General features: G+C 65.7%; 18 protein-coding genes. 10 read left to right on the forward strand and 8 right to left on the reverse strand.

The genetic code is table 11. The annotated features are described in order from the left end of the window. Nucleotides 1-3,417 carry a bifunctional lysylphosphatidylglycerol synthetase/lysine--tRNA ligase LysX gene (lysX, locus tag ACWDTF_RS11465; RefSeq protein ID WP_449754394.1) on the reverse strand — a complete coding sequence of 1,139 codons (3,417 nt, stop codon included), beginning with the start codon at nucleotides 3,415-3,417 and terminating at the stop codon, nucleotides 1-3. Nucleotides 3,418-3,489: 72 nt separating this feature from the next. Between lysX and ACWDTF_RS11470 the strand changes: the two genes are divergently transcribed. Together ACWDTF_RS11470 and ACWDTF_RS11475 are read left to right on the forward strand one after the other, a co-directional pair. Then, entirely contained in the window at nucleotides 3,490-3,729 is a 240-nt protein-coding gene (locus ACWDTF_RS11470; protein ID WP_240857471.1) for an RNA-binding S4 domain-containing protein, read from the forward strand. 449 nt (nucleotides 3,730-4,178) lie between these two features. Then, nucleotides 4,179-4,583 (forward strand): hypothetical protein, encoded by a 405-nt coding sequence (locus ACWDTF_RS11475; protein WP_449754395.1) that lies wholly within the window; start codon nucleotides 4,179-4,181, stop codon nucleotides 4,581-4,583. Between the two features lie 47 nt (nucleotides 4,584-4,630). Here the strand turns inward: ACWDTF_RS11475 and ACWDTF_RS11480 are convergent, their stop codons facing one another. Next, complete coding sequence (locus ACWDTF_RS11480; protein ID WP_449754396.1) at nucleotides 4,631-4,771, reverse strand: hypothetical protein; 141 nt, start codon at nucleotides 4,769-4,771, stop codon at nucleotides 4,631-4,633. A 165-nt stretch (nucleotides 4,772-4,936) separates the two neighbouring features. On the opposite strand from ACWDTF_RS11480, the gene ACWDTF_RS11485 reads away from it, so the two are divergent. Beyond that, nucleotides 4,937-5,350 (forward strand): hypothetical protein, encoded by a 414-nt coding sequence (locus ACWDTF_RS11485; protein ID WP_449754397.1) that lies wholly within the window; start codon nucleotides 4,937-4,939, stop codon nucleotides 5,348-5,350. Nucleotides 5,351-5,555: 205 nt separating this feature from the next. Here ACWDTF_RS11485 and ACWDTF_RS11490 read toward each other — a convergent pair whose 3' ends face one another. After that, complete coding sequence (locus ACWDTF_RS11490; protein WP_449754442.1) at nucleotides 5,556-6,377, reverse strand: cutinase family protein; 822 nt, start codon at nucleotides 6,375-6,377, stop codon at nucleotides 5,556-5,558. A gap of 219 nt (nucleotides 6,378-6,596) precedes the next feature. Between ACWDTF_RS11490 and ACWDTF_RS11495 the strand changes: the two genes are divergently transcribed. After that, a complete protein-coding gene (locus ACWDTF_RS11495) occupies nucleotides 6,597-7,037 on the forward strand; it encodes an SRPBCC family protein (RefSeq protein ID WP_240857405.1) in 441 nt (146 codons plus the stop codon). 466 nt (nucleotides 7,038-7,503) lie between these two features. Here ACWDTF_RS11495 and ACWDTF_RS11500 read toward each other — a convergent pair whose 3' ends face one another. Both ACWDTF_RS11500 and gltB read right to left on the reverse strand, forming a co-directional pair. Beyond that, complete coding sequence (locus ACWDTF_RS11500) at nucleotides 7,504-8,958, reverse strand: glutamate synthase subunit beta (protein ID WP_355278012.1); 1,455 nt, start codon at nucleotides 8,956-8,958, stop codon at nucleotides 7,504-7,506. After that, nucleotides 8,951-13,582, reverse strand: coding sequence for a glutamate synthase large subunit (gltB, locus tag ACWDTF_RS11505; protein ID WP_449754398.1), 4,632 nt, complete (start codon nucleotides 13,580-13,582; stop codon nucleotides 8,951-8,953). Before gltB ends, ACWDTF_RS11500 begins: the two co-directional genes overlap by 8 nt. A gap of 408 nt (nucleotides 13,583-13,990) precedes the next feature. Between gltB and ACWDTF_RS11510 the strand changes: the two genes are divergently transcribed. From ACWDTF_RS11510 to ACWDTF_RS11525, 4 genes are all read left to right on the forward strand, one after another. Next, nucleotides 13,991-15,055, forward strand: a complete 1,065-nt coding sequence (locus tag ACWDTF_RS11510) for an alpha/beta hydrolase (RefSeq protein WP_449754399.1) — start codon at nucleotides 13,991-13,993, stop codon at nucleotides 15,053-15,055. 23 nt (nucleotides 15,056-15,078) lie between these two features. Next, nucleotides 15,079-15,660 carry a DUF937 domain-containing protein gene (locus ACWDTF_RS11515; protein WP_355278007.1) on the forward strand — a complete coding sequence of 194 codons (582 nt, stop codon included), beginning with the start codon at nucleotides 15,079-15,081 and terminating at the stop codon, nucleotides 15,658-15,660. Between the two features lie 283 nt (nucleotides 15,661-15,943). Beyond that, nucleotides 15,944-16,327, forward strand: coding sequence for a DUF4189 domain-containing protein (locus tag ACWDTF_RS11520; RefSeq protein ID WP_240857409.1), 384 nt, complete (start codon nucleotides 15,944-15,946; stop codon nucleotides 16,325-16,327). 175 nt (nucleotides 16,328-16,502) lie between these two features. After that, nucleotides 16,503-18,155, forward strand: coding sequence for a hypothetical protein (locus tag ACWDTF_RS11525; protein WP_355278004.1), 1,653 nt, complete (start codon nucleotides 16,503-16,505; stop codon nucleotides 18,153-18,155). A 12-nt stretch (nucleotides 18,156-18,167) separates the two neighbouring features. Here the strand turns inward: ACWDTF_RS11525 and ACWDTF_RS11530 are convergent, their stop codons facing one another. After that, the gene (locus tag ACWDTF_RS11530) at nucleotides 18,168-20,345 is read right to left on the reverse strand and encodes a DUF2254 domain-containing protein (RefSeq protein WP_449754400.1); all 2,178 of its coding nucleotides are present in this window, start codon (nucleotides 20,343-20,345) and stop codon (nucleotides 18,168-18,170) included. 158 nt (nucleotides 20,346-20,503) lie between these two features. Between ACWDTF_RS11530 and ACWDTF_RS11535 the strand changes: the two genes are divergently transcribed. Both ACWDTF_RS11535 and ACWDTF_RS11540 read left to right on the forward strand, forming a co-directional pair. Beyond that, nucleotides 20,504-20,974: a hypothetical protein gene (locus ACWDTF_RS11535; RefSeq protein WP_449754401.1), complete on the forward strand. Its 471-nt coding sequence runs from the start codon at nucleotides 20,504-20,506 to the stop codon at nucleotides 20,972-20,974. 70 nt (nucleotides 20,975-21,044) lie between these two features. Beyond that, entirely contained in the window at nucleotides 21,045-21,845 is an 801-nt protein-coding gene (locus tag ACWDTF_RS11540; RefSeq protein ID WP_433257299.1) for a PIG-L family deacetylase, read from the forward strand. Here ACWDTF_RS11540 and ACWDTF_RS11545 read toward each other — a convergent pair. Next, nucleotides 21,838-22,260: a DUF779 domain-containing protein gene (locus ACWDTF_RS11545; protein ID WP_240857414.1), complete on the reverse strand. Its 423-nt coding sequence runs from the start codon at nucleotides 22,258-22,260 to the stop codon at nucleotides 21,838-21,840. The genes ACWDTF_RS11540 and ACWDTF_RS11545 overlap by 8 nt on opposite strands. Before the next feature lie 53 nt (nucleotides 22,261-22,313). Next, on the reverse strand, nucleotides 22,314-23,837 hold the full coding sequence (adh, locus tag ACWDTF_RS11550) for an aldehyde dehydrogenase (protein WP_240857415.1): 1,524 nt from the start codon (nucleotides 23,835-23,837) through the stop codon (nucleotides 22,314-22,316). Nucleotides 23,838-23,903 lie beyond the last annotated feature (66 nt).

A 23,903-nucleotide genomic window follows, 5' to 3' on the forward strand; every position in this document is an offset into this window, starting at 1 on the left:
TCACGAATCGGCAGGTTTGACCATCGGGAAGGCCAGCGACTCGCGGATGGACTGCCCGGTGATGAGCATGACGACGCGGTCCACGCCGACGCCGAGTCCGCCGGTGGGTGGCATCGCATACTCCAGGGCGGCCAGGAAGTCCTCGTCGAGTTCCATCGCCTCCGGATCGCCGTCGGCGGCCAGAATCGACTGCGCGGTAAGCCGTTTGCGCTGTTCGACAGGGTCGGTTAGCTCGGTATAGGCGGTCCCCAGTTCGACGCCCCACGCGACGAGGTCCCAGCGCTCGGCCACGCCCGGCTTGCTGCGGTGCGCCCGGGTCAGCGGCGACGTCGAGGTCGGGAAGTCGGTGTAGAAGGTCGGGAACGTGGTGCGATCCTCGCCCAGGTGCTCATAGAGCTCCAGAACCACTTGCCCCGCATCCCAATCCGTGCGGTGCGCGATGTCGAGGCGGTCACAGATCGCCCGCAACTCCTCCACCGGGGTCTCCGGCGTGATCTCCACACCGGCGCCCTCCGACACCACTTCGTGGACCGTGCGTACCGGCCACGGCCCGGAGATGTCCACGCGGGTCTCGTTGCCGTCCTCGTCGGTCCGCACGATCACCGGTTCTCCGTAGGCCGCAGTCGCAGCGTGCTGGATCATCTCGCGGGTGAGGTCGAGCATCTTCAGGTAATCACTATGCGCCGCATAGGCTTCCAAGCTCGTGAACTCAGGGTTGTGGCTGAAGTCCACGCCCTCGTTGCGGAAGTTGCGACCGATCTCGAAGACCCGCTCGACGCCGCCGACACAGAGCCGCTTGAGGTAGAGCTCGGGCGCGATGCGGAGATATAGGTCGAGGTTGTAGGCATTGATGTGGGTCTGGAACGGTGTCGCGTTGGCGCCGCCGTGGATCTGCTGCAGGATCGGTGTCTCGACCTCGAGGAAGCCACGTTCGGCGAGGAAGTCGCGCAGTGACTTGACCACCACGCTCCGGATGGCCAACAGCTCGCGGCTGCGCTCGTTGATCGCGAGGTCCACATAGCGTTGGCGCACACGGGCTTCCGGGTCGGTCAGCCCCGACCACTTGTCCGGCAGCGGCCGCAGGCATTTGCCGTTGATCCGCCAGGCGTCGATGAGCACCGACAGCTCGCCGGACCGGCTGGTGCCCATCACGCCACGGGCCTCGATGAGATCGCCGAGGTCGACGTCCGACCCGAAATCCGGTGTCCCCGGGATGATTCGGGACTCCTCGACCAGGATCTGCACCTGCCCCGACCAGTCGTGCACGTCGGCGAAGGTCACCTTGCCGAAGTCGCGGAGCCGGGTCACGCGGCCGGCGATGGTGACCTGGGTGCCCTCCGGCTCGGCGATCGCCTGCGCGATCGTGTGCGTCGGCGCGTCGGCAGGCGGGTACGGGTCGAATCCCTCCTCCACCAATCGTTCGAGCTTGGCCAACCGGACGCGCACCTGCTCGGGCCGATGCACCTCCACCGTCGTGCGATCCTCCTCGGCGGCGAGTTCGGCAATCAGTGCCGGTGCATCCACGCCGACCGGGATCGCGGACCGTCCCTCGGTGTAGTGACGCCTGCGACCGAATCGGGGAAGCGTGACGAAGCCTTCGGTGACGATCGTCGCCAGACCCACGCGCGGCAGGATGCGGTTGTCCTCGAAGCACAGATACCGCGGTTCCCAGTCGGGCAGATACTTCGCGTTGGACTTGTAGAGCGACTCCATCTGGAAGAACTTCGAGCCGAACATCAACACGGAATACCCGAGACGCATGACGGGTCCGGCGCCGATCTGCGGGCCCTGCTCGAAGAAGGCGCGGAAGGTCGCGAAGTTCAGCGAGATCTCGGTGATGCCGAACTGTTCTGAGTTACGGCACAACTCGGAGACCATCGTCTCGACGACACCGTTGATCCCGCCCCGATCACGTCGCATCACGTCCAGCGAGACGCCGCGTCGGCCCCACGGGACAAACGACAGCATGCCGATGACCTTCTCGTCGGCGCTGCCCTCGTGCTCGACCGCCTCGACGAGCAGGCAGTCGTCGTCGGCCCGGTCCCCGAGACGCCCGAGTGCCATCGCGAAGCCGCGTTCCTCGTCGGTGTCGCGCCACGCATCCGCCCGCGCCACCATCTGGGTCAGCTCCTCGTCGGACAGCTCGCTGTGCCGGCGAATGCGGACGGTGACTCCGGCCCGACGGGTTCGGGTGACCGCCTGCCGCACAGCCTTCATCGCCGATCCGCTGATGCTGAACTCGCGGGTGTGCAGGATCGCCTCGTCGCCGATGTTGAGCGAGCCGAACCCGGCCGCGTCGAAGGCGGCCGCGCCCCGGGAACTCGACCCCATCGCGGCGGGATGCCAGCCGTAACGCTCACACAGAGTGAGGAATTCTTCGATCGCCTCGGGCCACGACTCCGGGTCGCCGACCGGATCGCCACCGACCAGTCCGACGCCGACTTCGACGCGGTAGGTGATGGCCGCACGCCCGTCGGGTGAGAACACCACCGCCTTGTCGCGGCGGGTGGAGAAGTAGGCGAGCGAGTCGTCGTCGTTGAACCGGGTGATCAGGGCGCGGATCAGCTTCTCGTCGTCGTTGGTCATCAGCGATTGCAGCCGCTGCGATCGGAACAGGACGGTCGCGGCGAAAATCAGCGCCAACGCACCCAGCAGGCCGAGCAGGCTGTCGATGAACACATGGGTGTGGTGTTCGTCGAAGGTGCGGTCGTCGATCGAGCCGAACGTGACGACCCGGTTGAAGGCGTACGGCAACCGCTCGCCGCGTTCGAGAGAACCGGGCCACGCCCACACCACCGCCCATCCGATGAGGGTCGCGAGAGCCAGGCCTGCCACGAGTGCGCCGAGGGCGCGCAGGATCGCGCCACGTCGGACGCGTGTGTAGAACTGCCGGTAGGTGACGATCAGGAAAATCAGCGCCGCTGCGTCGATGGCCAGACCGATACCGATCTCGATGCGTTCGGCGCGGTCGACGCCGAACTCGGACGCGACCGGATCGATCAGCAGGATTGCGTTGCCCGCCATGAACAAGACCAAGTAGACGGTCGAGATCCACCAGGCGATGCGCTTGCGCGACGACAACGCAACAGCCAAGAGTGCCAACACGAACGCCCACGCGAAGCTCGTGTTGGGCAGCGAGATGACGTAGTTGTCGATGAAGTCGCGCGGCACATGGATGATGTGGCGGAACAGCGGGAACAGACTCGACAGCAGCGCGATGCCGGCGATGACACCCACCACGCGGCCCGCGATCTTGGGGGCGTTGCTGCCGAAACCGCTGGGCCGCCTGATCTTTTCGAGGAGATCGAAGGACCGGCGGTCGGCTTCCGTGCTCGCCCGGACCGATCCGGTGCGGTGGTGTGCGGGGTCGTCGGTCTCCGTCGGCGAGGGGTGTGCCGCGGGGGTCTCGATGGCCATTGCTCAACCGTAGACCCCGACACCGCCAATCCGTTCGGATCGAGACGACGATTTCGGGCAAGATCGGTGATCGTGGACGATGTTTTTGACAACCTCGACGACGTTCCGATTCGCGACGACGTGATCCGGCTCGGTCAATTCCTCAAACTGGCGAACTTGATCGAATCCGGCGCGGAAGCAAAAGAGGTGATCGCGGACGGGCTGGTACTCGTCAACGGCGAGGTCGAAACTCGGCGCGGCCGCCAGCTGAACGTGGGCGACGTGGTCGAGTTCGGTGGCGGCGCGGCTCGCGTCAGCCGTGCAGACGCTTGAGCTCGGCCGGGGTGATCAGCCGCTCGGCCTCGGCCGGGAACATGCGTGCGGTGCGGACGCGGCCTAGACGGCCTCCGCTGATCGAGCTCAACATTGAACTGCGACGGGGAGAATGAAGTGTGTCGGCGAACTTCATGACCAATCAATCCCTGGTTGTCTCTACACTGTTTTCGGCGCCGTATCTGATACGGCTCGTTTTCACTATGGCGTAGTGAAACTTTGTCTCACTGTAGTCGGTCGGCTGCCAGGTTGTCTTCACCAATTCGCGTGGCCTTCGCCACCCGCCGGCTGACGACACGGGGTCGATCAACGTACCGGCTACATCGATCGTCGCACGTCAGGTGTTACCCATCGGTGTGCGACGCGCGTCACATTCACGATCGAATGACACCTGGTTCTGGATGCAGAAGAAGTCAGTTAAACTGCAGCGACATCAGATCGGGGGATCAATGAAGCTCAACACGATGCGACTGTGCGCTACGGCAGCGGTCGTTGCTTCCATCGCGGGTGGCCTGACGCTCGCCGAGCCGGGGATCGCGTCGGCGTACCCGAAGTCGGGTTCGTGCGACACGCACGGAAGCAAGGGACGCAGCCTCGACTGCGACTGGCAAGCCCAGGACAACAACCTCTACGTGACGATCACCAACACCTCGTCGGTGAGCTCGATCCGCTGCGACGTCGAAGGCATCTCGCTCGAGAAGAAGTCCATCGATCTTCGGCCACGCGCCAAAGGCACCGTCGTGATGAAGCGCGACCCAGAGTGGACCCGGTGGTACGACGTCGACTGCAAGAGCTTCACCGACCAGCGCGAGCGCATCGAGCAGACCAGCAGCTTCGCAGTCCGGGGCGACTGAGTCCAGTTCGGGACATGTCCGACGCTCAGCCGGCTTTACACAACCCATCACGATCGGGGGAACAAGATGAAGGGCAACGCAGCACGACTATGCGCCACTGCGGTGGCGGTGGCGGCCGTCGTCGGCGGTGTCACGTTTGCCGCGCCGGCCGAGGCCGCGACCAGCGGTTTGTGCAACTTGTCGGGCACTGAGAACATCTTCGGGCGCCAGATCTGGTGCAAGTGGTCAACGGGCGGCAAGTACGTTTCGATCACACTCTCGAACGCTTCGGCAAACTTCGCTGCACCATCGACGGGTCTGAGTCGTCTGCCAAGACATACGATCTGTTCCCCGGCTCAGTGAACGATTACTCGGTGGAGCGCGACCCCGACAGTTCCACTCGGGTCGACATCGACTGCACGAGTTTGCCCGGTGAGTCGCAGCAGATACATCAGAAGGGCAGCTTCTCCGCCGACCCACCTGCCGACCAGACAGGTGGGTGCTCGCTGTCCGGAACCGGCTCCAGGATCGGCTGCTCTTGGAAGGCCGACGCGACCACGATCAACGTCACCATCACGAACAATTCGAAGAGCCGGATTGACTGCAAGATCGACGGCTCGGAATCCTCCGCACAGAACTACACGTGGAAGCTCGGCCAGTCGGGCTACGTCGGGGTGAAGCGCGACGCCGACCGCACCACCACGGTGTCGATCGACTGCAAGAACTACTCTGGCGAGCCCGAGCAGGTTCAGAAGACGGGCAGCTTCTCGGTCGCCCGGGCCTCGTGAGACGCCTTCGGATCAGACCCAACTCCGGCCTGATCCGGCCCACAGAAAGTAGGGGAAGAAACTCGTCCCCTACTCTTGGAGTCCTCCCCGCGAATTTTCTAGGGGACGACTACGAACCCCGGGGAAGAAGTTCTTCCCCTAGATTTTGCGGGCACGACGCGGGCCCATTTCCGCAGGTCAGCGGGATTCTTACCGACTCCCCGGATCAGGCCAGCCCCGCCAGGAACTGGTGCGCCCACTGGACTGCGGTGACGCCGGGCTTCACCTGGAAGGTGCGGTAGCTGCCGTGCGCTCCGGACTGCAGGAAGTTGTCGAAGGAGATGATCTGTTCCCGGGCTCGCTTGTTGCTGAGCTCGCCGACGATCTTGCCCGGCCCACCGAGGGTGAGCAGTTCGGCGACGATTGCTCCTGCCTCGGCCTGATACTGCAGGATCTGGCTGGGCGTCGGGTTGCTGGTCTCGGCCAGGTACCCGACGATGCGTGTCAGATACCAGTCGCGCGGAACGTTGCAGTAAATATCCTTGGGTTCGCAGATGGTGAAGGCGCGCGGCAGCACCCAGCCCATGCCGTCGAGCCGCGGGCCGCCGCTGCCCTCTCCGCGCACCGGTGGGCCGACGAGATTGTCCTTGCGGGAGCGGCGCGGATCGGAGATCAGCACCACCCCGGCGACCTGACCTGGTCGGATCTCGGCGCGACCGGTGCCGATCTCCGACGCCACGTCACCCGCGGCGTCGGCACCCTGGCTGTATCCGGTCAGCGCAATCCTGGTGCCCGGACAACGACGCAGCATGCTCAGGGCCAGGCCCTTGGTGTTGGCCACGGCCTGCGCCTTGGACTTGCCGTAGATCGCTCGCTCCCACGGGAACGCCGTGGCGTCGTAGCCGACGAACGACACCTTGGTGTCGGCTCCGAGCCCACTCGCGATCTCCGCCATGATGCCGGGACTGGCGCCGTTGGCCCAGGTCCCCGGAATGGCGAGCACGTAGATCTTGGGGCAGCCCGCCGGTGCGGCGGTCGCGGTCGGCATAACCGACACCGCTACCCCGGCAACCAGCGACAACACCGCGAAACAGGCGGCGACGATTCTCTTCGACATGCGGTTCACCCTCCGGCCGGCACGTGGCTGTGTGCGCGGCGTTGCATATCGGCGAGTCTAGGACGCCGAGGCGGGTCACGAAACCCGGCATCCGATCCGGCGACGGCGACGAATGCACCTGGGAAAGCGACTCCAAGCCGAAAGGAAAGCATGGTCGACGTCAGCCGCTCATTCACCGTCGAACGTCCACTCGCCGAGGTGGCCGCCTACTTGCGGGATTTCGCCAACGCGGTGGATTGGGATCCGGGCACGCAGTCGTGTGAACAGATCGGAACAGATCCGATCAGCCGCGGCACCAAGTGGCACAACGAGTCGCGGCTGTTCGGCATCTCGACAACCCTTGTCTACGAACTCACCCGCGACGACACCGACCACATCGTGTTCACCGGCACCAACAAGACCGCCACAAGCACCGAGGACCTCTCCCTGGTCAGCGTCGACGACAGGCACACCGAGGTCACCTACCACGCGCACGTCGACTTCAACGGGCTTGCGCGCCTCGCCGACCCGCTCGCGCAGCTCGGGTTCAACCGGCTGGCGCAGACGGTGCCGCCGCAGATGACGCGTGCGATCGAAAAGGCCACTCAGTGATCTCGATCTGCAGCCGAACTCCGCTGCCTGAGGCGCGACGAGCGCTGGCGAGGAGCCTCGGAGGCCCGGCGACCGTCACTATCTGGTCGACCAATTAACTTGTCTCACTGTGCGCTTCGATGCTCGCGTAGCTAGCGCTTGTCGCCAGAAACCGCAGGTGCGGCCAGAAACCGCTGGTGCGCCTCGGGTTTCTGACCAGACACGCAGTTTCTGAAATCGCGACACGCCGACCACGCGCCTCGGAGGACGGCGAAGCCGCCCTCGCGGTCAACCATCACAGAGGTCCCCGCCAAGAAACTAGGGGAAGATAACTCGTCCCCTACCCTTGGTGTCCTCCCCTAGAAAATTCTCGCGGACGACTACGAAACCCGGGGAAGAAACTCTTCCCCTAGATTTTGCGGGCAGGCTGCCAGTTCATTTGCCCTGGTCAGCGAGCCGGTCACCCAATTCTTCGAGTCAGGCAACCTCAGCGCTGCGCGACCTGCGTCGGGTAGATCGGGGCGGGCAGGTCCGAGGCACCGGTGAGGAACGCGTCGGCGGCCGCGGCGGCCGACCGTCCCTCGGCGATGGCCCACACGATCAGCGACTGACCACGGCCGGCATCACCGGCGACGAACACACCGGGCTGCCCGACGGCAGCAAAGTTGTCGTCGCGCTTGATGTTTCCGCGCTGGTCGTACTCGACGCCGAGCTTGTCCAGGAAGTCTTCGCGCTCCGGTCCGACGAAGCCCATCGCCAGCAGGACGAGGTCGCATTCGAGTTCGAAGTCCGAGCCCTCGACCTTCTCGAAGCGACCGTCGCGCATGACCACCTCGTGCGCATGGAGCGCGGTGACCTTGCCGTCTGCGCCGGTGAACTTCTCGGTGTTGACCGAGAACACCCGCTCGCCGCCCTCTTCGTGGGCCGACGAGACGCGGTACATCAACGGGTAGGTCGGCCATGGGGTCGACTCGGCACGTTCCATGGGCGGACGCGGCATGATCTCGAACTGGTGCACGATCTCGGCGCCCTGGCGCAGCGAGGTGCCGAGGCAGTCCGCACCGGTGTCGCCGCCACCGATGATGACGACCTTCTTGCCCTTCGCGGTGATCTGGCCCTCGACCTCGTCGCCGAGCTGAATCCGGTTGGCCTGCGGCAGGAATTCCATCGCCTGATGGATGCCGTCGAGCTCGCGTCCCGGGATCGGCAGATCGCGACCGATGGTCGAGCCGTTGGCGAGCACCACCGCGTCGAAGTCGGTGCGCAACTGCTCGACGGTCACGTCGACGCCGACGTTGACGCCGGCGCGGAAGACGGTGCCCTCGGCCTCCATCTGCTCGAGGCGACGGTCGATGTGGCGCTTCTCCATCTTGAACTCGGGGATGCCATAACGCAGCAGTCCGCCGATCCGGTCGGCGCGCTCGAAGAGCGTCACGTCGTGGCCGGCGCGGGTGAGCTGTTGCGCGGCAGCAAGTCCCGCAGGTCCCGATCCGACGACGGCCACCGAACGGCCGGTCTTCTCCGCGGGCAGCACCGGGGTCACCCAGCCGTTGTCGAAGGCGTTGTCGATGAGCTCCACCTCGACCTGCTTGATGGTCACCGGCGGCTGGTTGATACCCAGCACGCACGACGCCTCACACGGGGCCGGACACAGCCGCCCGGTGAACTCCGGGAAGTTGTTGGTCGCGTGCAGGCGCTCGATACCCTCGCGCCACCGGTCCTTGTAGACCAGGTCGTTCCACTCCGGAATGAGGTTCCCGAGCGGGCAGCCGTTGTGGCAGAACGGGATACCGCAGTCCATGCACCGGCTGGCCTGCGTCTGCAGATCCGAGTGCGCGAAGTCGGTGTAGACCTCTTTCCAGTCCAGCAGACGCAACTCCACCGGACGACGGTCCGGCAGGTCACGTTCGGGGTGCTTGAGGAATCCTCTGGGGTCAGCCACGTGCGGCCTCCATGATCGCTTCGTTCACATCTCGTCCATCCCGCTGTGCCGCCTCGATCGCCGCGAGCACTCGCTTGAAGTCACGCGGCATCACCTTGACGAATTGGCTCTGCGTGTCGTCGAAGTCCTCGAGAATCGCAGCCGCGACCGGGGATTCGGTCTCCGCGCGATGCTCGGTGATGATCGCCGACAGGAACTCGACGTCTTCGGTGTCGAGTTCCTCGATGTCCACGAGTTCGGTGTTGAGATTGTCGGCAAACTTGCCCTCGGGGTCGTACACGTAGGCCATACCGCCCGACATGCCGGCCGCGAAGTTGCGCCCGGTGTCGCCGAGCACCACCACCCGGCCACCGGTCATGTACTCACAGCCGTGATCGCCGACGCCCTCGACGACGGCCGTCACACCCGAGTTACGCACGCAGAATCGTTCGCCGACCACGCCGCGCAAGAATATCTTGCCTGCGGTGGCGCCGAATCCGATGACGTTGCCCGCGATGATGTTGTCCTCGGCGACAAAGTCTTCCGGCGCGTTGCGGGCCGGACGGACCACGATCCGCCCACCCGAGAGCCCCTTGCCGACGAAGTCGTTGGCGTCGCCCTCGAGTCGAAGCGTGATGCCCTTGGGGACAAACGCACCGAAGCTGTTGCCGGCCGAACCGGTGAAGTCGACCATGATCGTGCCGTCCGGAAGACCCTGCGCGCCATAGGTCTTGGTGACCTCGTGACCGAGCATCGTGCCGACCGTACGGTTGACGTTGGTGATCTTGGAGCTGAACGACACCCGGGTGCCGTTGTCGATGGCCTCGCGGCTCTGCGCGATCAGCTGCTGATCGAGCGCCTTGTCCAGGGCGTGATCCTGGACGCCGGAGCAGTACAGGTCCTGGTTCATGAACGGCGACTCGGGAGCCGACAGGATCGAGCTGAGATCGAGCTTGCCCGCCTTGGCCGAACCCCAGTGCGCCAACGCCTTTCCGGTGTCGAGCGCCTCCACGTGGCCCACGGCTTCCTGGAGCGTGCGGAAGCCCAGCCGAGCCAGGAGTTCGCGCACCTCCTCGGCGATGTAGAGGAAGAAGTTCTCGACGAACTCCGGCTTTCCGGTGAAACGCTCACGCAGCAGCGGGTTCTGGGTGGCCACACCCACCGGGCAGGTGTCGAGGTGGCAGACCCGCATCATGATGCAGCCGGAGACCACCAGCGGTGCGGTGGCGAAGCCGAACTCCTCGGCTCCGAGCAGCGCGGCCACCACGACGTCGCGGCCGGTCTTGAGCTGACCGTCGACCTGCACCACGATCCGATCGCGAAGTCCGTTGAGCAGCAACGTCTGCTGCGTCTCGGCGAGACCGATCTCCCATGGCGCACCGGCGTGTTTCATCGAGGTCAGCGGGGTCGCACCGGTGCCACCGTCGTGACCGGAGATGAGCACGACGTCGGCGTGTGCCTTGGACACACCGGCGGCGACGGTACCGACACCGACCTCGCTGACCAGCTTCACGTGGATACGTGCGGCCGGGTTGGCGTTCTTCAGGTCGTGGATCAGCTGTGCGAGATCCTCGATCGAATAGATGTCGTGATGCGGCGGCGGCGAGATCAGGCCGACGCCCGGCGTCGAACCACGCACCTCGGCCACCCACGGGTAGACCTTGTGCGGCGGAAGCTGGCCGCCCTCACCGGGTTTCGCCCCCTGCGCCATCTTGATCTGGATGTCGGTGCAGTTGGAGAGGTAGTGCGAGGTGACACCGAAGCGGCCCGACGCGACCTGCTTGATCGCGCTGCGTCGCCAGTCGCCGTTCTCGTCGTGATGGAAGCGACGCGGATCCTCGCCGCCCTCACCCGAATTCGACCGCCCACCGAGCCGGTTCATCGCGATGGCCAGGGTCTCATGCGCTTCGGCCGAGATCGAGCCGAAGCTCATGGCGCCGGTCGAGAACCGCTTGACGATCTCGCGGGCCGGCTCGACCTTGTCGATCGGGATCGGATCGCGGTCGCCGAAGTTGAAGTCGAAAAGACCACGCAGCGAAGCGATCTTGCGCGACTGATCGTCGACGAGCTTGGTGTACTCCTTGAACACCGAGTACTGCCCGGTGCGGGTGGCGTGCTGCAGCTTGAACACCGTGTCCGGGTTGAACAGGTGGTATTCCCCCTCACGCCGCCACTGGTACTCGCCGCCGACCTCGAGCTCACGATGGGCGCGCTCGGTGGGTCGCTCGGAGAACGCCAGCGCGTGGCGCTTGGCGACGTCGGCAGCGATCTCGTCGAGGCCGATGCCGTCGAGCTGGCTGTTGAGACCGGTGAAGAACTCGTCGACGGTCTCCTGCCCGATGCCGATCACCTGGAACAGCTGGGCGCCGGTGTAGGAGGCGAGCGTGGAGATGCCCATCTTGCTCATCACCTTGAGCACGCCCTTGCCCGCGGCCTTGATGTAGTTGGCGCGCGCCTTCGCGAAGTCGATGTCGCCGAGCGCACCGCGCTCCACCATGTCCTCGATGGATTCGAAGGCCATGTACGGATTGACCGCGGCCGCACCGAAACCGATGAGCGCGGCCACGTGATGGACTTCGCGGCAATCGCCGGACTCCACGATGAGTCCCACGCGCGTGCGCTTGCGCTCACGCACCAGGTGGTGGTGCACAGCCGCGGTCAGCAGCAACGACGGAATGGGTGCCGACTTCTCGTCGGATTCCCGGTCGCTCAACACGATCAGGTTGACGCCGTCGTCGATCGCCGCACTCACCTTGGTGCGGATCTCGTCGAGCGCGCGGCGCAGACCGGCGCCACCCTCTTCGACCGGGTACAACCCGTGGACGTGCAGGCTCTGGAAGTCGGAGATGTCGCGACCGCTGGCGGTCTTGCAGTCCTCGATGTCGACCAGCTTGGCCAGCGCGTCGTTGTCCAGAACGGGCTCGGGAAGCACGATCTGGCGGCACGAGCCCGGGCCGGGATTCAACAGGTCGGCCTCGGCGCCGATGGTGCCACCCAGGCTGGTGACCACCTCTTCACGAATCGCGTCCAACGGCGGATTGGTGACCTGGGCGAAAAGCTGCTGGAAGTAGTCGAAGAGCATCCGCGGCCGCGCGGAGAGCACCGCGATCGGGGTGTCGGTGCCCATCGACCCGATCGCCTCGGCGCCGGTCTTGGCCATCGGCGCCACCAACAGGTTCAGCTCTTCGTTGGTGTACCCGAACACCTGCTGGCGCAACGCAACTCGCTCGTGTGCCATGTGAATGTGCGGACGCGCGGCGATGTCGTCGATCTCCACCAGACCGTCGTCGAGCCACTGGGCGTACGGCTGCTCGGCGGCGAGCTCGTCCTTGATCTCCTCGTCGTCGACGATGCGGCCGGCCGCGGTGTCCACGAGGAACATGCGGCCCGGCTGCAGACGCATCTTCTGCACCACGTCGGAGTGGTCGATGTCGAGGACGCCGACCTCCGACGCCATCACCACGAGACCATCCTTGGTGACCCAGATTCGGCTGGGGCGCAGACCATTTCGGTCGAGCACCGCACCCACCACGGTGCCGTCGGTGAAGCACACCGACGCGGGGCCGTCCCACGGCTCCATGAGCGCCGAGTGATAGCGGTAGAAGGCCTTGTGCTCGGGCTTCATCGACTCGTGCCGCTCCCACGCCTCGGGAATCATCATCAGCACGGCATGCGGCAGGCTGCGGCCACCGAGGTGGAGTAATTCGAGCGCCTCGTCGAATCGTGCGGTGTCCGATGCTCCCGGGCTACACGCAGGGAAGATCTTGGCAGCCGCATCGGGACCGAACGCGTCGGTGTTGATGAGCGCCTCGCGGGCCCGCATCCAGTTCTCGTTGCCGGTGACCGTGTTGATCTCGCCGTTGTGGGCGACCCGGCGGAACGGATGGGCCAGCGGCCACGACGGGAAGGTGTTGGTGGAGAAGCGCGAATGCACCAGGCCCAGTGCACTTTCCACCCGCGAATCCTGCAGATCCACGTAGAAATCGCGAAGCTGCGGGGTGGTCAGCATGCCCTTGTAGACAAAGGTCGCCCCGGACAGGCTCGGGAAGTAGACGGTCTCGCGGCCTGGACCGTCGGCACCGGCACCCTTGGTGCCCAGTTCGTACTGCACCCGCTTGCGCACCACGAAGGCACGCCGCTCGAGTTCCATCCGCTCGTCGTCCGACGGTTCGCCGGCGGCGATGGCGTCGGGCAGCGAGATGAACAGCTGACGGAACGTCGGCATCGCATCGCGCGCCAGAGCACCGAGCGAGGAGTCGACGGTGGGCACCTCACGCCAGCCGAGCAGGCTCAATCCCTCGGCCTCGACGATCTTCTCCACGCCGGCACATGCCTGGCGGGCGTCCTCGGCCCCCTGGGGAAGGAAGGCGATGCCGGTCGCATAGCGGCCCTCGACGGGCAACTCGAAGTCCACGACCTCGCGCAGGAAGCGGTCGGGTACCTGGATCATGATGCCCGCGCCGTCACCGGTGTTCGGCTCGGCGCCGGCGGCACCTCGGTGCTCGAGGTTGACGAGCGCCATGATCGCCTTGTCGACGATGTCGCGGCTACGCCGTCCATACATGTCGACGACAAACGCGACACCACACGAGTCGTGCTCGTTGCGAGGGTCGTAGAGACCGACCCGGCCCGGAGCATGCTTCATAACTTCGCCTCACTTTGTGTGCCAAATGGGCACACGCATCCACGTCGTCAATGTCTGGGGGACACGCCAGTCCCGTGACCACGCGTCGAGACCTGCCCGAATCGGGGGCTGACCTGGGTAGATCCGACGGTCACATGGTGGTATCTCCCATCAGCGCCGTTGCTGATGCGGCTGCCGGCAGACGCGCACGCCGCCCGGCACCACCCTGCTTCACCCTCAGCTCACGTGCAGCCGTCTCGGCCCGCTCGCAGTCGTATGAGCATTGTCGGCCATTTTCTCACGCCGGGGGTCAACTATTGAAATCCGGCTACCACATCGAGACTGATCACGCAGGTTACACGCGGGTTGGCGCCACATTTACGCCCGATTTCACTCCCTGGCGAACCCTGCCGGACTACTGTCTAGCGCGTGAGCGCAACGTTGCCATTGCCCAATGAGATCGAGCTGTCCCCCGACGGACCGATCCCGGGCGAAGCGCCCGTTGGTCCCCTGGGCCCGGCGGGCAGTCGTGGTTCGTCCCGCGCGAGGGCCACCAACAGTTACCTCGCCCACGTCGCCCGCCCGCTGATGTCGTCGGCCCGGGCGTCCCATCCGAGAATCACCGCGCAGATGATCCGAGCCATGCGGCCCGGGGTCAACCGGTCGCTGACGGCGCTGTGCCCGGTCCCCACCGGCACCCGCGCGGTCGAGATCCGCGAACGCTTCGACGGCGGTGAGGTCCGTGGCGAGTGGGTCACCGGCACGCATGTCGCACCTGGTCCGATCCACCCGGACCAGCGGATCATCTACTACCTGCACGGCAGCGGGTATGTCGTCTGCTCGCCACGCACCCACCGCGGTCTGGTCGCTCGGCTGAGTAACCGGACGCGCATGTCGGCGTTCTCGCTCGACTACCGACTCGGACCCGATCACCGATGGCCGAACGGCGGCGACGACGCCATCCGCGGCTACCGGTGGCTGCTGTCCCAGGGATTCCGGCCGGACCAGATCGTCATCGCCGGTGACTCCGCCGGCGGCCACCTCGCATTCGACCTGCTCGCCGCCAACCATGCGTCCGGCACCGCACAACCCGGGACGATGGTGCTGTTCTCCCCGCTCTACGACCCGACCTTCTCACTCGCCGTCGACTTCCAGCGGGCCGGCAAGCGTGACCCCATCATCGACGCGGTCGCCGCGCAGCGAATCCTCAAGCTGTACACGCACACCGCCGACGCCGATCACCCGCGCATGCGCATTCGGTTGACCCCCGACATGGACCTGCCGAACACGTTGATCCAGTTCGGGGGCCTCGAGGTGATGGGCGCCGACGCGCGAGCCGCCCACCGTGCCCTGGTCCGCGCGGGCGCGACGTCGGTCCTGCAGGAGTGGCCCGATCAAGGCCACGTCTTCCAGATGTTTTCTCGTCTTGCGCCCGAGTCGCGGCACGCTCTCGCATCGGCCGTTCAGTTCATCAACGCGGCTCATCCCTTCTGACCTGACCGAGCGAGAGGCACATCATGTCCGACGTCGACGAACTCCTGTCCCGGCTCCCGATCGGCGACATCGCCAACCAGTTGGGAACCGATGAGGCCTCGGCGCGCGCCGCTGCCGCCCAGGCGATTCCGGCCCTGCTCACCGGACTGCAGGCCCAGACGCAGGACGAGAACTCTGCGCAACGCCTCGCCTCGGCACTGGAGCAGCACGACAACGACCTCGCCCAGGGCACCATCGACCTCGGCGATGTCGACACCGACGACGGATCGAAGATCGTCGCGAACATCTTTGGCAACCAGACCGACCAGGTGGCGGGGGCACTCTCCGAGCAGGTGCCCGCGGCGTCGGTGGACCAGGGCCTCATCAAGAAGACGCTGCCCATCCTCGCGCCGATCGTGCTGAGTTTCCTCGTCCGCAAGATCACCGGTGGGGCCGGAAACACCACCAACGGCGGCGGTGACCTGGGGTCGGTTCTCGGCGGCGCACTCGGTGGTGGAGGTGGCGCCGCCGGCGGACTCGGCAGCGTGCTCGGCGGCATCCTGGGCGGCGGTTCGGCGGGCGGCTTGGGGGATCTACTCGGATCGATCCTCGGCGGCCGGAAGTAGCGCTGCGGCAAGCGATTCCACCGAGTGATACCCGTCACAACGACGATTTCGCTCGCTCAGCGAATTCATAGGCTCTGCTCACAAACGGCAGGCCTGCACGATCACCGTGACCAGGGAGTTCATCGCCGCACCCACCGGCGCGCGCACTCACCCGACGTCGCCGACGGCGCTCCGAATGTCTGAATTCCCCTGTTCAGCGAGCATGATGGCGCTGTCCGTCGGACGAATGAAACAAGCGACCCAGTCGTACGACTGAACCTGAGTGCATGGTTAATATCCACCCATGAATTCACGCCGCATCATCGCAGCCATCGTGCTGTCCATGTCCCTCGCCCTCGGCGCGTCGCTGTTCTCGGCACCCGCCCCGGCCAAGGCCCAGGAAATCTACTGGGGCGCCATCGCCTACGACAACGACGGCGGCACTGCCGGCGCCTGGAACTATCCGAGCAGCAACTCCGCAGCTCGCGCCGTCCGGTCGCGCTGCGGCTACGACTGCGGCTACTTCACCTTCTACAACTCCTGCGGTGCGGTTGCCTACTCGAACGGCGGAACGCGCGTCGCCTGGGCGCGTGGCTACGAGAGCCCCGGCTCGGCGAAGCGCGCGGCCCTGCGCAAGCTCGGCCTCCGTGGCTACGTCGCCCGCTGGGTGTGCACCGACCGCTACTGACACCTGCCCCATCTGATCGAGAACACTGCGCCCCACCCGCACTTCGGGTGGGGCGCAGTTTCTTTGGTCAGGGCCTGGGCGGGCCGGGCTTGGAGGTGTTGATGCTCAGACGACGCCGCCGATTGGTTCGATCGGGTGACAGATAGCCGACCGGGCATATCCCTATAATCGGGCGATGAACATGCCTGCGCCGGATCCATATGGCTCGCAGCACTTCCCACCGCCGGCAGGAGCGGGCTTTCACCCCCACGCTCACCCCGGTGCCGCAAACCGATCGCAGCGCACCGTTCCACGGGGCTTCGTCGGTGTCGTTGTTGCTTCGGTCGTCTATGTACTGGCCTATCCGGCCAGCCTGGTACTGCAACTCGCCTACGGCAACGGGGAGTTCTTCCAGGGCCGCACCACACCGGTCACCCAGGCAGAAGTGATCACCACCATCTGCATCATCGGCGTCGTGACCTTTCTGCTCTGCGGTCTGCCCGCGATCCTCATCACATCGGGACCGGGAACCCGTCCGTTCGGACGGGCGCTCTCGGCGCGACTGGTGTGGATACCGGCAGTGCTCTCGCTCGGGCTCGTCGCCGCGACCGTGACACCGACCGACGAACCGCCCGACCCTGGGTTCTCATCGTCGGGTTGGTCCAGCTTCCTCACCCTCATCGCACTTCTCGTCGCCTGGATGAGCACTCGGCGCGCCAGCAAATGGGCACTGCTCGCCGCTCCGGTCGGGGGTTTGGTCGCGTTGGGGTGCACTCAAGCCATGGTCTCGGCGCTGAACGGACTCAGTGAGTCCACACGTCCCGGAAACATCTACGAGCAGCTCGACGCCACTCTCTCCGGGACCGAAACCCCTTACGGCGGAATCTTCTTCATCGTCCTGTTCAGCCGCGTTGGTGTGGTTGCCGCTCTTGTCGGCGCAGCCTGGCTGGGTTTCGGAATCGACCGCCTGGTCACGTCGGTCACCAAGCATCCACTGTCCCAGGAGCCGGTCAGTATGTGGGACAACGTCTCCGCCGAACGGTGGCGCGCTCTGCTCGCCGCGGCGAGCGCTCTGAGCGTGGCTCTTCTGATCCCGGCCACAGCGGCCATGGGCTCGGGTAACTGGCAGAAAATGCATGTGGCGTCGGGCGTGCTCGGCATCGTGGTGTGCACCTTGCTCGCGGTCGGCATCAGTTCCGCGGCGCCACAGGAACGTCGCCCTCTCGCGCTGGGCGCGGTCGCCGCGATGACTGTATTCGCGGTGGTGATAGGAGTTTTCGCCATACTGGAGGCACGCGGCGGGACGAGTGCGTGGCCGGCGACGTTGTGTCGGCACCTGTTCCTTGCGGCGTGTGCGGCCGGCTTCATCGTTGTTCTCGCCAAGAGCCTGTGGGCACTGCTCGCCACGCCACTCGTCTTCGCTGCTCCCTGGTCCGGCCTGCCGGATACGCCGCCGGCCGTGTACTCGGATGCCGCCGGCACGATCGCGATCGACGCATTTCTGCTCGCCGCCACTGTCGCCCTGGGGCTGGGGCTTTCGTGGGTCGCCGGGTATGTGCGGGCGCATCCGGAGATGTTCGCCTCCGCGGGCGTGGGTCCTACCCCACCCCCGCCGCTGTATGGACCGCCGCCGTATGCACCGCCCCCCTACGGTCCGCCCCAATCCAGACCGTTCGCGCCACAATCCGGGCCATTCGCGCCGCCGTCCAGGGGGTTCGCTCCGCAACCGCCCCCCGCTCCGGCGTGGCCCACCCCGCAACCGGGGCCGAGCGCTCCCCACCCGTCCGGTCCGCTACCGCCACAGCATGCGGAGCCCCGCACCGAGATCGTGCCCCGGCCCTACAAGTAAAGGTGCTTGCCACTACTCCAGGGGATCAGGCTTCGGCCTGTTGATGCTCAGACGACGCCCCCGCGTCCGGCCACTCTCGGAACCGAACCCCTGCACATCGGCTTCGGACGCGAGCCGGCGGTCGAGACTGGTCGGCCACTCTCGTTCGACCTGCTCGTCGAGCGCCTGCAGTCGCTCGATCAGTGGGGCGTCCTGCACGTCGGGGCATTGCGCGATGAGGTTTTCGAAGAGCGCACGGAGCCGGCGCTCGACCTGTGCCGAACCCGCCCCGTACTGCCGGATCTGATCGGTTCCGATGGCGACATAATCTGCCCAGCTGCGACGGTAGCCCCGGATCATCGACAGCGAGCCGGACTGTTGATCAGCGAAGACTCGCGGCGCCAACATCAGTAGGAGATTCTCGATGTGATCGAGCGCCTGCACCGCGCGACTGGGATCGTTGATGGCCGGCGACAGTGCCTTGAGCGCAACGTCGGTGATCGCCTGCAGTGCCGCGGCCGGACTCACCTCGGGCAGGTGGGTGTCACCGAACAGCAGGCAGGTGAGCAGTTGATGCGGATGCACCCGGCGACGATCGCCGAACACCTCGAAGACCCCGGCATTGTTCGGGACGAAGTCGCCGATCCCGATCAGCAAGTCCACCTGGACATCCCACCGAATTGCCAGCCGCTGGATACGCGCGAGATCGATGGCGAGCAGCACCCTGCCACGCGTGGGAATGTCCCGCAGGGTGACGATCATTCCCGGCTCTGTGTCGGTGACCCGATCGTCGTCGGAACCAATGCGCGCAACGGTTCGCTCCATGTCGACAGGCATCTCGTCGGGATACAGCCTGCGGATGGCGCCGCGTCCCTCGGTTTCCACCCAGCGCAGCAGTTGCGACGAATTCAGGATGCTGCCGACCTTGCCGATCAGGATGATGAACATGTACACGCTCAGCAGCGTCATTCCCAGTGCGACACCCGTCGAGATCCCGGGCCCGCCTTCGGCACCCGTGGCCAGGTCGAGCGCGATGATCAGCGTGAACGCGAAGGTCGACAGGAACACCCCGATCGACCACCGCATCACCGGATCCTGCTGGAACATCGGGATCACCCGGACCGAGATCTGCGACGCCCCGAACTGCATCGCCAGGGTGACCGCGGTGAACACCAGACCGGTGAGTGTGGCCATCGCACCGGCGATCACGCCGAGCAGGGTTGCTGTCGTCCCGACGTCGAGCTCGCGGAGTTCGAGGTCGTCGTCGACCAGCGCGGCAATCACGGCCACGACGATCGAGACCGACACCATGGTGACCGGCAGACGCCACGGCGGCCGGCGCTCCAGATGCCTCCGCGTCCGGCGCCATCGGATGGCCGACGCGACCCGGTTGGGCGCGCGCCGCGGATGCTGCGGGTTCGGCGGCACGACGACGGGTTCGGCGGGTGCTTCCGGAATCCCGAACCGTCCGGCCAGCGCTTCCTGCACCACCACCTTCCACCGGATCAGCGGTTGCCGGTACCGCCGCTCACGTGCCCGCGACTTGGCCATCTTTCCCGGGTGATCGACGTAACGCCAACGTGCCCAGGGGGATTGAGGCCGTGCGACCCGGATGGCGCCGACGATCAGCAGCGGTGAGATGAACAGGCCGAGGAAACCGGTCCAGAGTTTGCCCTTGAACAGGGTGATGATCGCCAGCAGTCCGACGATGGCGACCAGGACGATCACCGCGATCTTCTCCCCGACTGTCGGGGCGTTCTGCACATCGGCGACATCGGCAAACCCCACCGGCCGGAATCCCACCAGGAACAGCAGCACGAACGCGATGGCGACGAACACCGCGTCGACCGACGCGCGCCCCTCCTCCTCCCAGTACACGTCACGCAGGTGGAGGAGCAGTGCGAACTCGTCGAGCACCAGGGCAGAGCCGATCCCGAACACCACGGCCAAGACGCAATCCGCCACGGGGGTATGGAAGTTGGACAGCACCACGAAGGAGAAGCCGGAGATCAGCATCAGCATCACACCGAAGAACTCGTGATGCATGTGCAGGCCACCGGGTGTGACGTTGCCCGGCCACCAACTCACCTCGGCACGGATCATCCGGACGCTCAACCGGATGAACAGGAACGTCAGGACAAACGCGATGAGCAGAAAGAACAGCGGCAATCGCCCGTTGTCGACGATGTCGCGCGCGAACCACTCCGCCATCACAGAAGGCTATCCCTGCATGTCCCCCGATCGGGGGAAGTCCCGTTCATCCGATCCATCAGATGGTTGGCGGAATCCGCCCGGAACCGATCCACGGCAAAGTTCTCGGTGTCAGGCAAGACCACAGGAGAACCCCGCCGCACACCGAGGAGAAACCCATGAACACCACCACCCGCCGCATCACCGCAGCCGCCGCCGGAGTCGCCGGAATCGCCGCCGTCGGAACAGGATTCGCCGGTATCGCGAATGCCGGCACCCTGCCGGTCACGCACGCCGGCGAGCCGACCATCGCGATGACGATCACCAACCACACCAACAAGACCGAGCATCTGCTCAGCACCGGCACGAGCGGCAACGGGGTCGTCGTCAGCGGAGCCCGCCAGACACTGGCACCGGGCGCCAGCGAGACCATCTCCGTCGTCGCACCGCACGGCACCAAGCTCGCCGCGACCGTCGCCTACCGCATCGGCGTCGGCGGGCCGACCGCCACCTACGAGGTGCTGAACTCGCAGGCCAACACCAACACCGGGACCACCGGTGTGTCGGGTGCGAGCGCCGGCCAGTACCGGATCAACCACAACTTCACCAGCCACTACCCGAACACCAACGTCGGCTTCGACCTCTGGTGAGGACGAACAATCCGGGCCCGTGACCGAGAGGTCGCGGGCCCGGCGCGTCGTCGGATGACATGATCGACGGGTGAGCACAATCGTCTTCGTCCACGCCCACCCCGACGACGAGGGAACGGGCACCGCGGGCACCATGATTCGCGCTGCGCGGGAGGGACATCGGGTGGTCGTCGTCTACTGCACCGACGGCGATCCGGGCGATGACCCAGGTGATCTGGCCCCTGGCGAAACAGTGGCGATTCGACGCCGCGGCGAGGCGGAGGCGTCGGCGGCCATCACCGGTACCGCGCGGGTGGAATGGCTCGGCTACGGCGACTCGGGCATGACGGGATGGTCGCAGAACGGTGCCGACGGAGTGTTCTCACGCGCCGACCTCGGCGAAGCGGCACGCCGCCTGGCCGACCTGCTCGACGAGGAAGATGCCGACGTCGTCGTCGGCTACGACTGGCACGGCGGCTACGGCCACCCCGATCATGTCATGTTGCACAAGGCCACTCGCGCAGCTGCCGACCTGGCGGCCAGAACGCCGCGCTACCTCGAGGTCACGATGAACCGCGATCTCATGCGTCAATTGTTCACGCTTGCAACCGAGATGGGCATGGAAGGGTTCGACCCGGACACCCGCGGCGACGACGGGAACCCGATCGGAACCCCCGAGGCGGAACTGCACTGGGCCGTCGACCTCGGCGACGATGTGTACACCAAACGCGAGGCGCTGGCGTGTCATGCCAGCCAGAGCGACGTGAAGCAGCTCCTGGAACTGCCGATCGAGATGTTCCCGTTTGCCTTTGGTACCGAGCACTACATCGAACCCGGCCGGCCCGACGGCATGGTTCGAGCCTGGTGGCTCGACCATCCGTCGGTCAGCTGACCTCCGCGCCGCGCCGCGGCGGGCACGCCTCGAGCCAGGTGTTCTCCTCCTCGTTGAACACACGCGAGCGTGCGAGGAACCGAACCCCTTCGGGCGCTTCGAGACTGAATCCCGCGCCGCGCCCCTTGACGACGTCGATGATCATCTGGGTGTGCTTCCACAGCTCGAACTGGTCGCCGTTGATCCAGACCCGCACCGCCGGAATGGGTTCCGGGAGTTCGATCTCGCCGACCAACACATCACGTTGTCCGACACGGTATTCCCCGACCGGATAGCACATCGGGGCCGAGCCGTCACAGCACCCACCGGACTGGTGGATCATGAGTCCGCCGTGCAGCTCCGACAATTTCGTCAGGAGCTGCACGGCGGCGTCTGTGGCGACCACCCGATCAACTGCTTGCTGTTCGGTGGTCATGTCTTACACCTCTTTGGCTTAGAAGAAGACCCCGATCCGAACGAAGTTCCGGATCAGAAGAATCCTTTCGCGTTCTGAGCGTATCCAACGAGGAGGTTCTTCGTCTGCTGGTAGTGCTCGAGCATCATCAGGTGGGTCTCGCGGCCGATACCCGACTGCTTGTACCCACCGAAGGCGGCGTGTGCCGGGTAGTCGTGGTAGGTGTTGGTCCACACGCGGCCGGCCTGGATCTCGCGGCCCGCACGGTAGGCGGTCGCACCGTCGCGGCTCCACACACCGGCACCGAGTCCGTAGAGGGTGTCGTTGGCGATGTGGATGGCGTCGGCGTAGTCCTTGAAGGTCGTGACCGCCAGCACGGGGCCGAAGATCTCCTCCTGGAAGATGCGCATCTTGTTGTGGCCGTCGAACACGGTCGGCTTGATGTAGTAGCCGCCGGAGAGGTCGCCGCCCAGGTCGGCGGGTTCGCCGCCGATGAGGACCTTGGCACCCTCTTCCTTGCCGATGGCCAGGTAGGAGCTGATCTTCTCGAACTGGTCGTTCGACGCCTGCGCACCCATCATGGTGTCGGTGTCGAGTGGGTTGCCCTGCTTGATCTGGCTGACCCGGTCGACGGCCTTGCCGATGAAGTCGTCGTAGATGTTCTCCTGGATGAGCGCACGGCTCGGGCAGGTGCAGACCTCGCCCTGGTTGAGCGCGAACATCGAGAAGCCTTCGAGCGCGCGGTCGAGGAAGCCGTCGTCGGCGCTCATCACGTCGTCGAAGAAGATGTTGGGGCTCTTGCCACCGAGTTCCAGGGTGACCGGGATGAGGTTCTCCGAGGCGTACTGCATGATCAGGCGGCCGGTGGTGGTCTCACCGGTGAAGGCGATCTTGCGGATGCGGTTGCTCGACGCCAGCGGCTTGCCGGCCTCCACGCCGAAGCCGTTGACGACGTTGAGCACGCCGGCCGGCAGCAGGTCGCTGATCAGGCTCATCAAGTACAGGATCGACGCCGGGGTCTGCTCGGCAGGCTTGAGCACCACCGCGTTGCCCGCGGCAAGCGCAGGTGCGAGCTTCCAGACGGCCATCAGGATCGGGAAGTTCCACGGGATGATCTGACCGACCACACCGAGGGGCTCATGGAAATGGTAGGCGACGGTGTCCTCGTCGACCTCCGAGATCGAACCCTCCTGGGCGCGCAGCGCACCGGCGAAGTAGCGGAAGTGGTCGATGGCCAGCGGGATGTCGGCGGCCAGGGTCTCGCGGACCGCCTTGCCGTTGTCCCAGGTCTCGGCGACGGCCAGCTTCTCGAGGTTCTCCTCCATGCGGTCGGCGATGCGCAGCAGGACCAGCGAACGCTCGGCCACCGGCACCTTGCCCCACTGCGGTGCGGCCTTGTGTGCGGCGTCCAGCGCGAGGTCGATGTCCTCGGCGGTCGAGCGCGCGATCTCGCAGAAGACCTTGCCGTCCACTGGCGACGGATTCTCGAAGTACTGGCCCTTGACCGGTGCGGTCCACTGGCCGCCGATCCAGTTGTCGTAGCGCGACTCGTAGCTCATGACCGAGCCTTCGGCTCCCGGCTTTGCGTAGACAGTCATGTGGTGTAACTCCTCGATGTCGGCCTCGCTGGGCGAGGACGTTGTGGTTGTCACATGAGCCACTGA

Source organism: Gordonia sp. NPDC003422 (assembly GCF_053588675.1).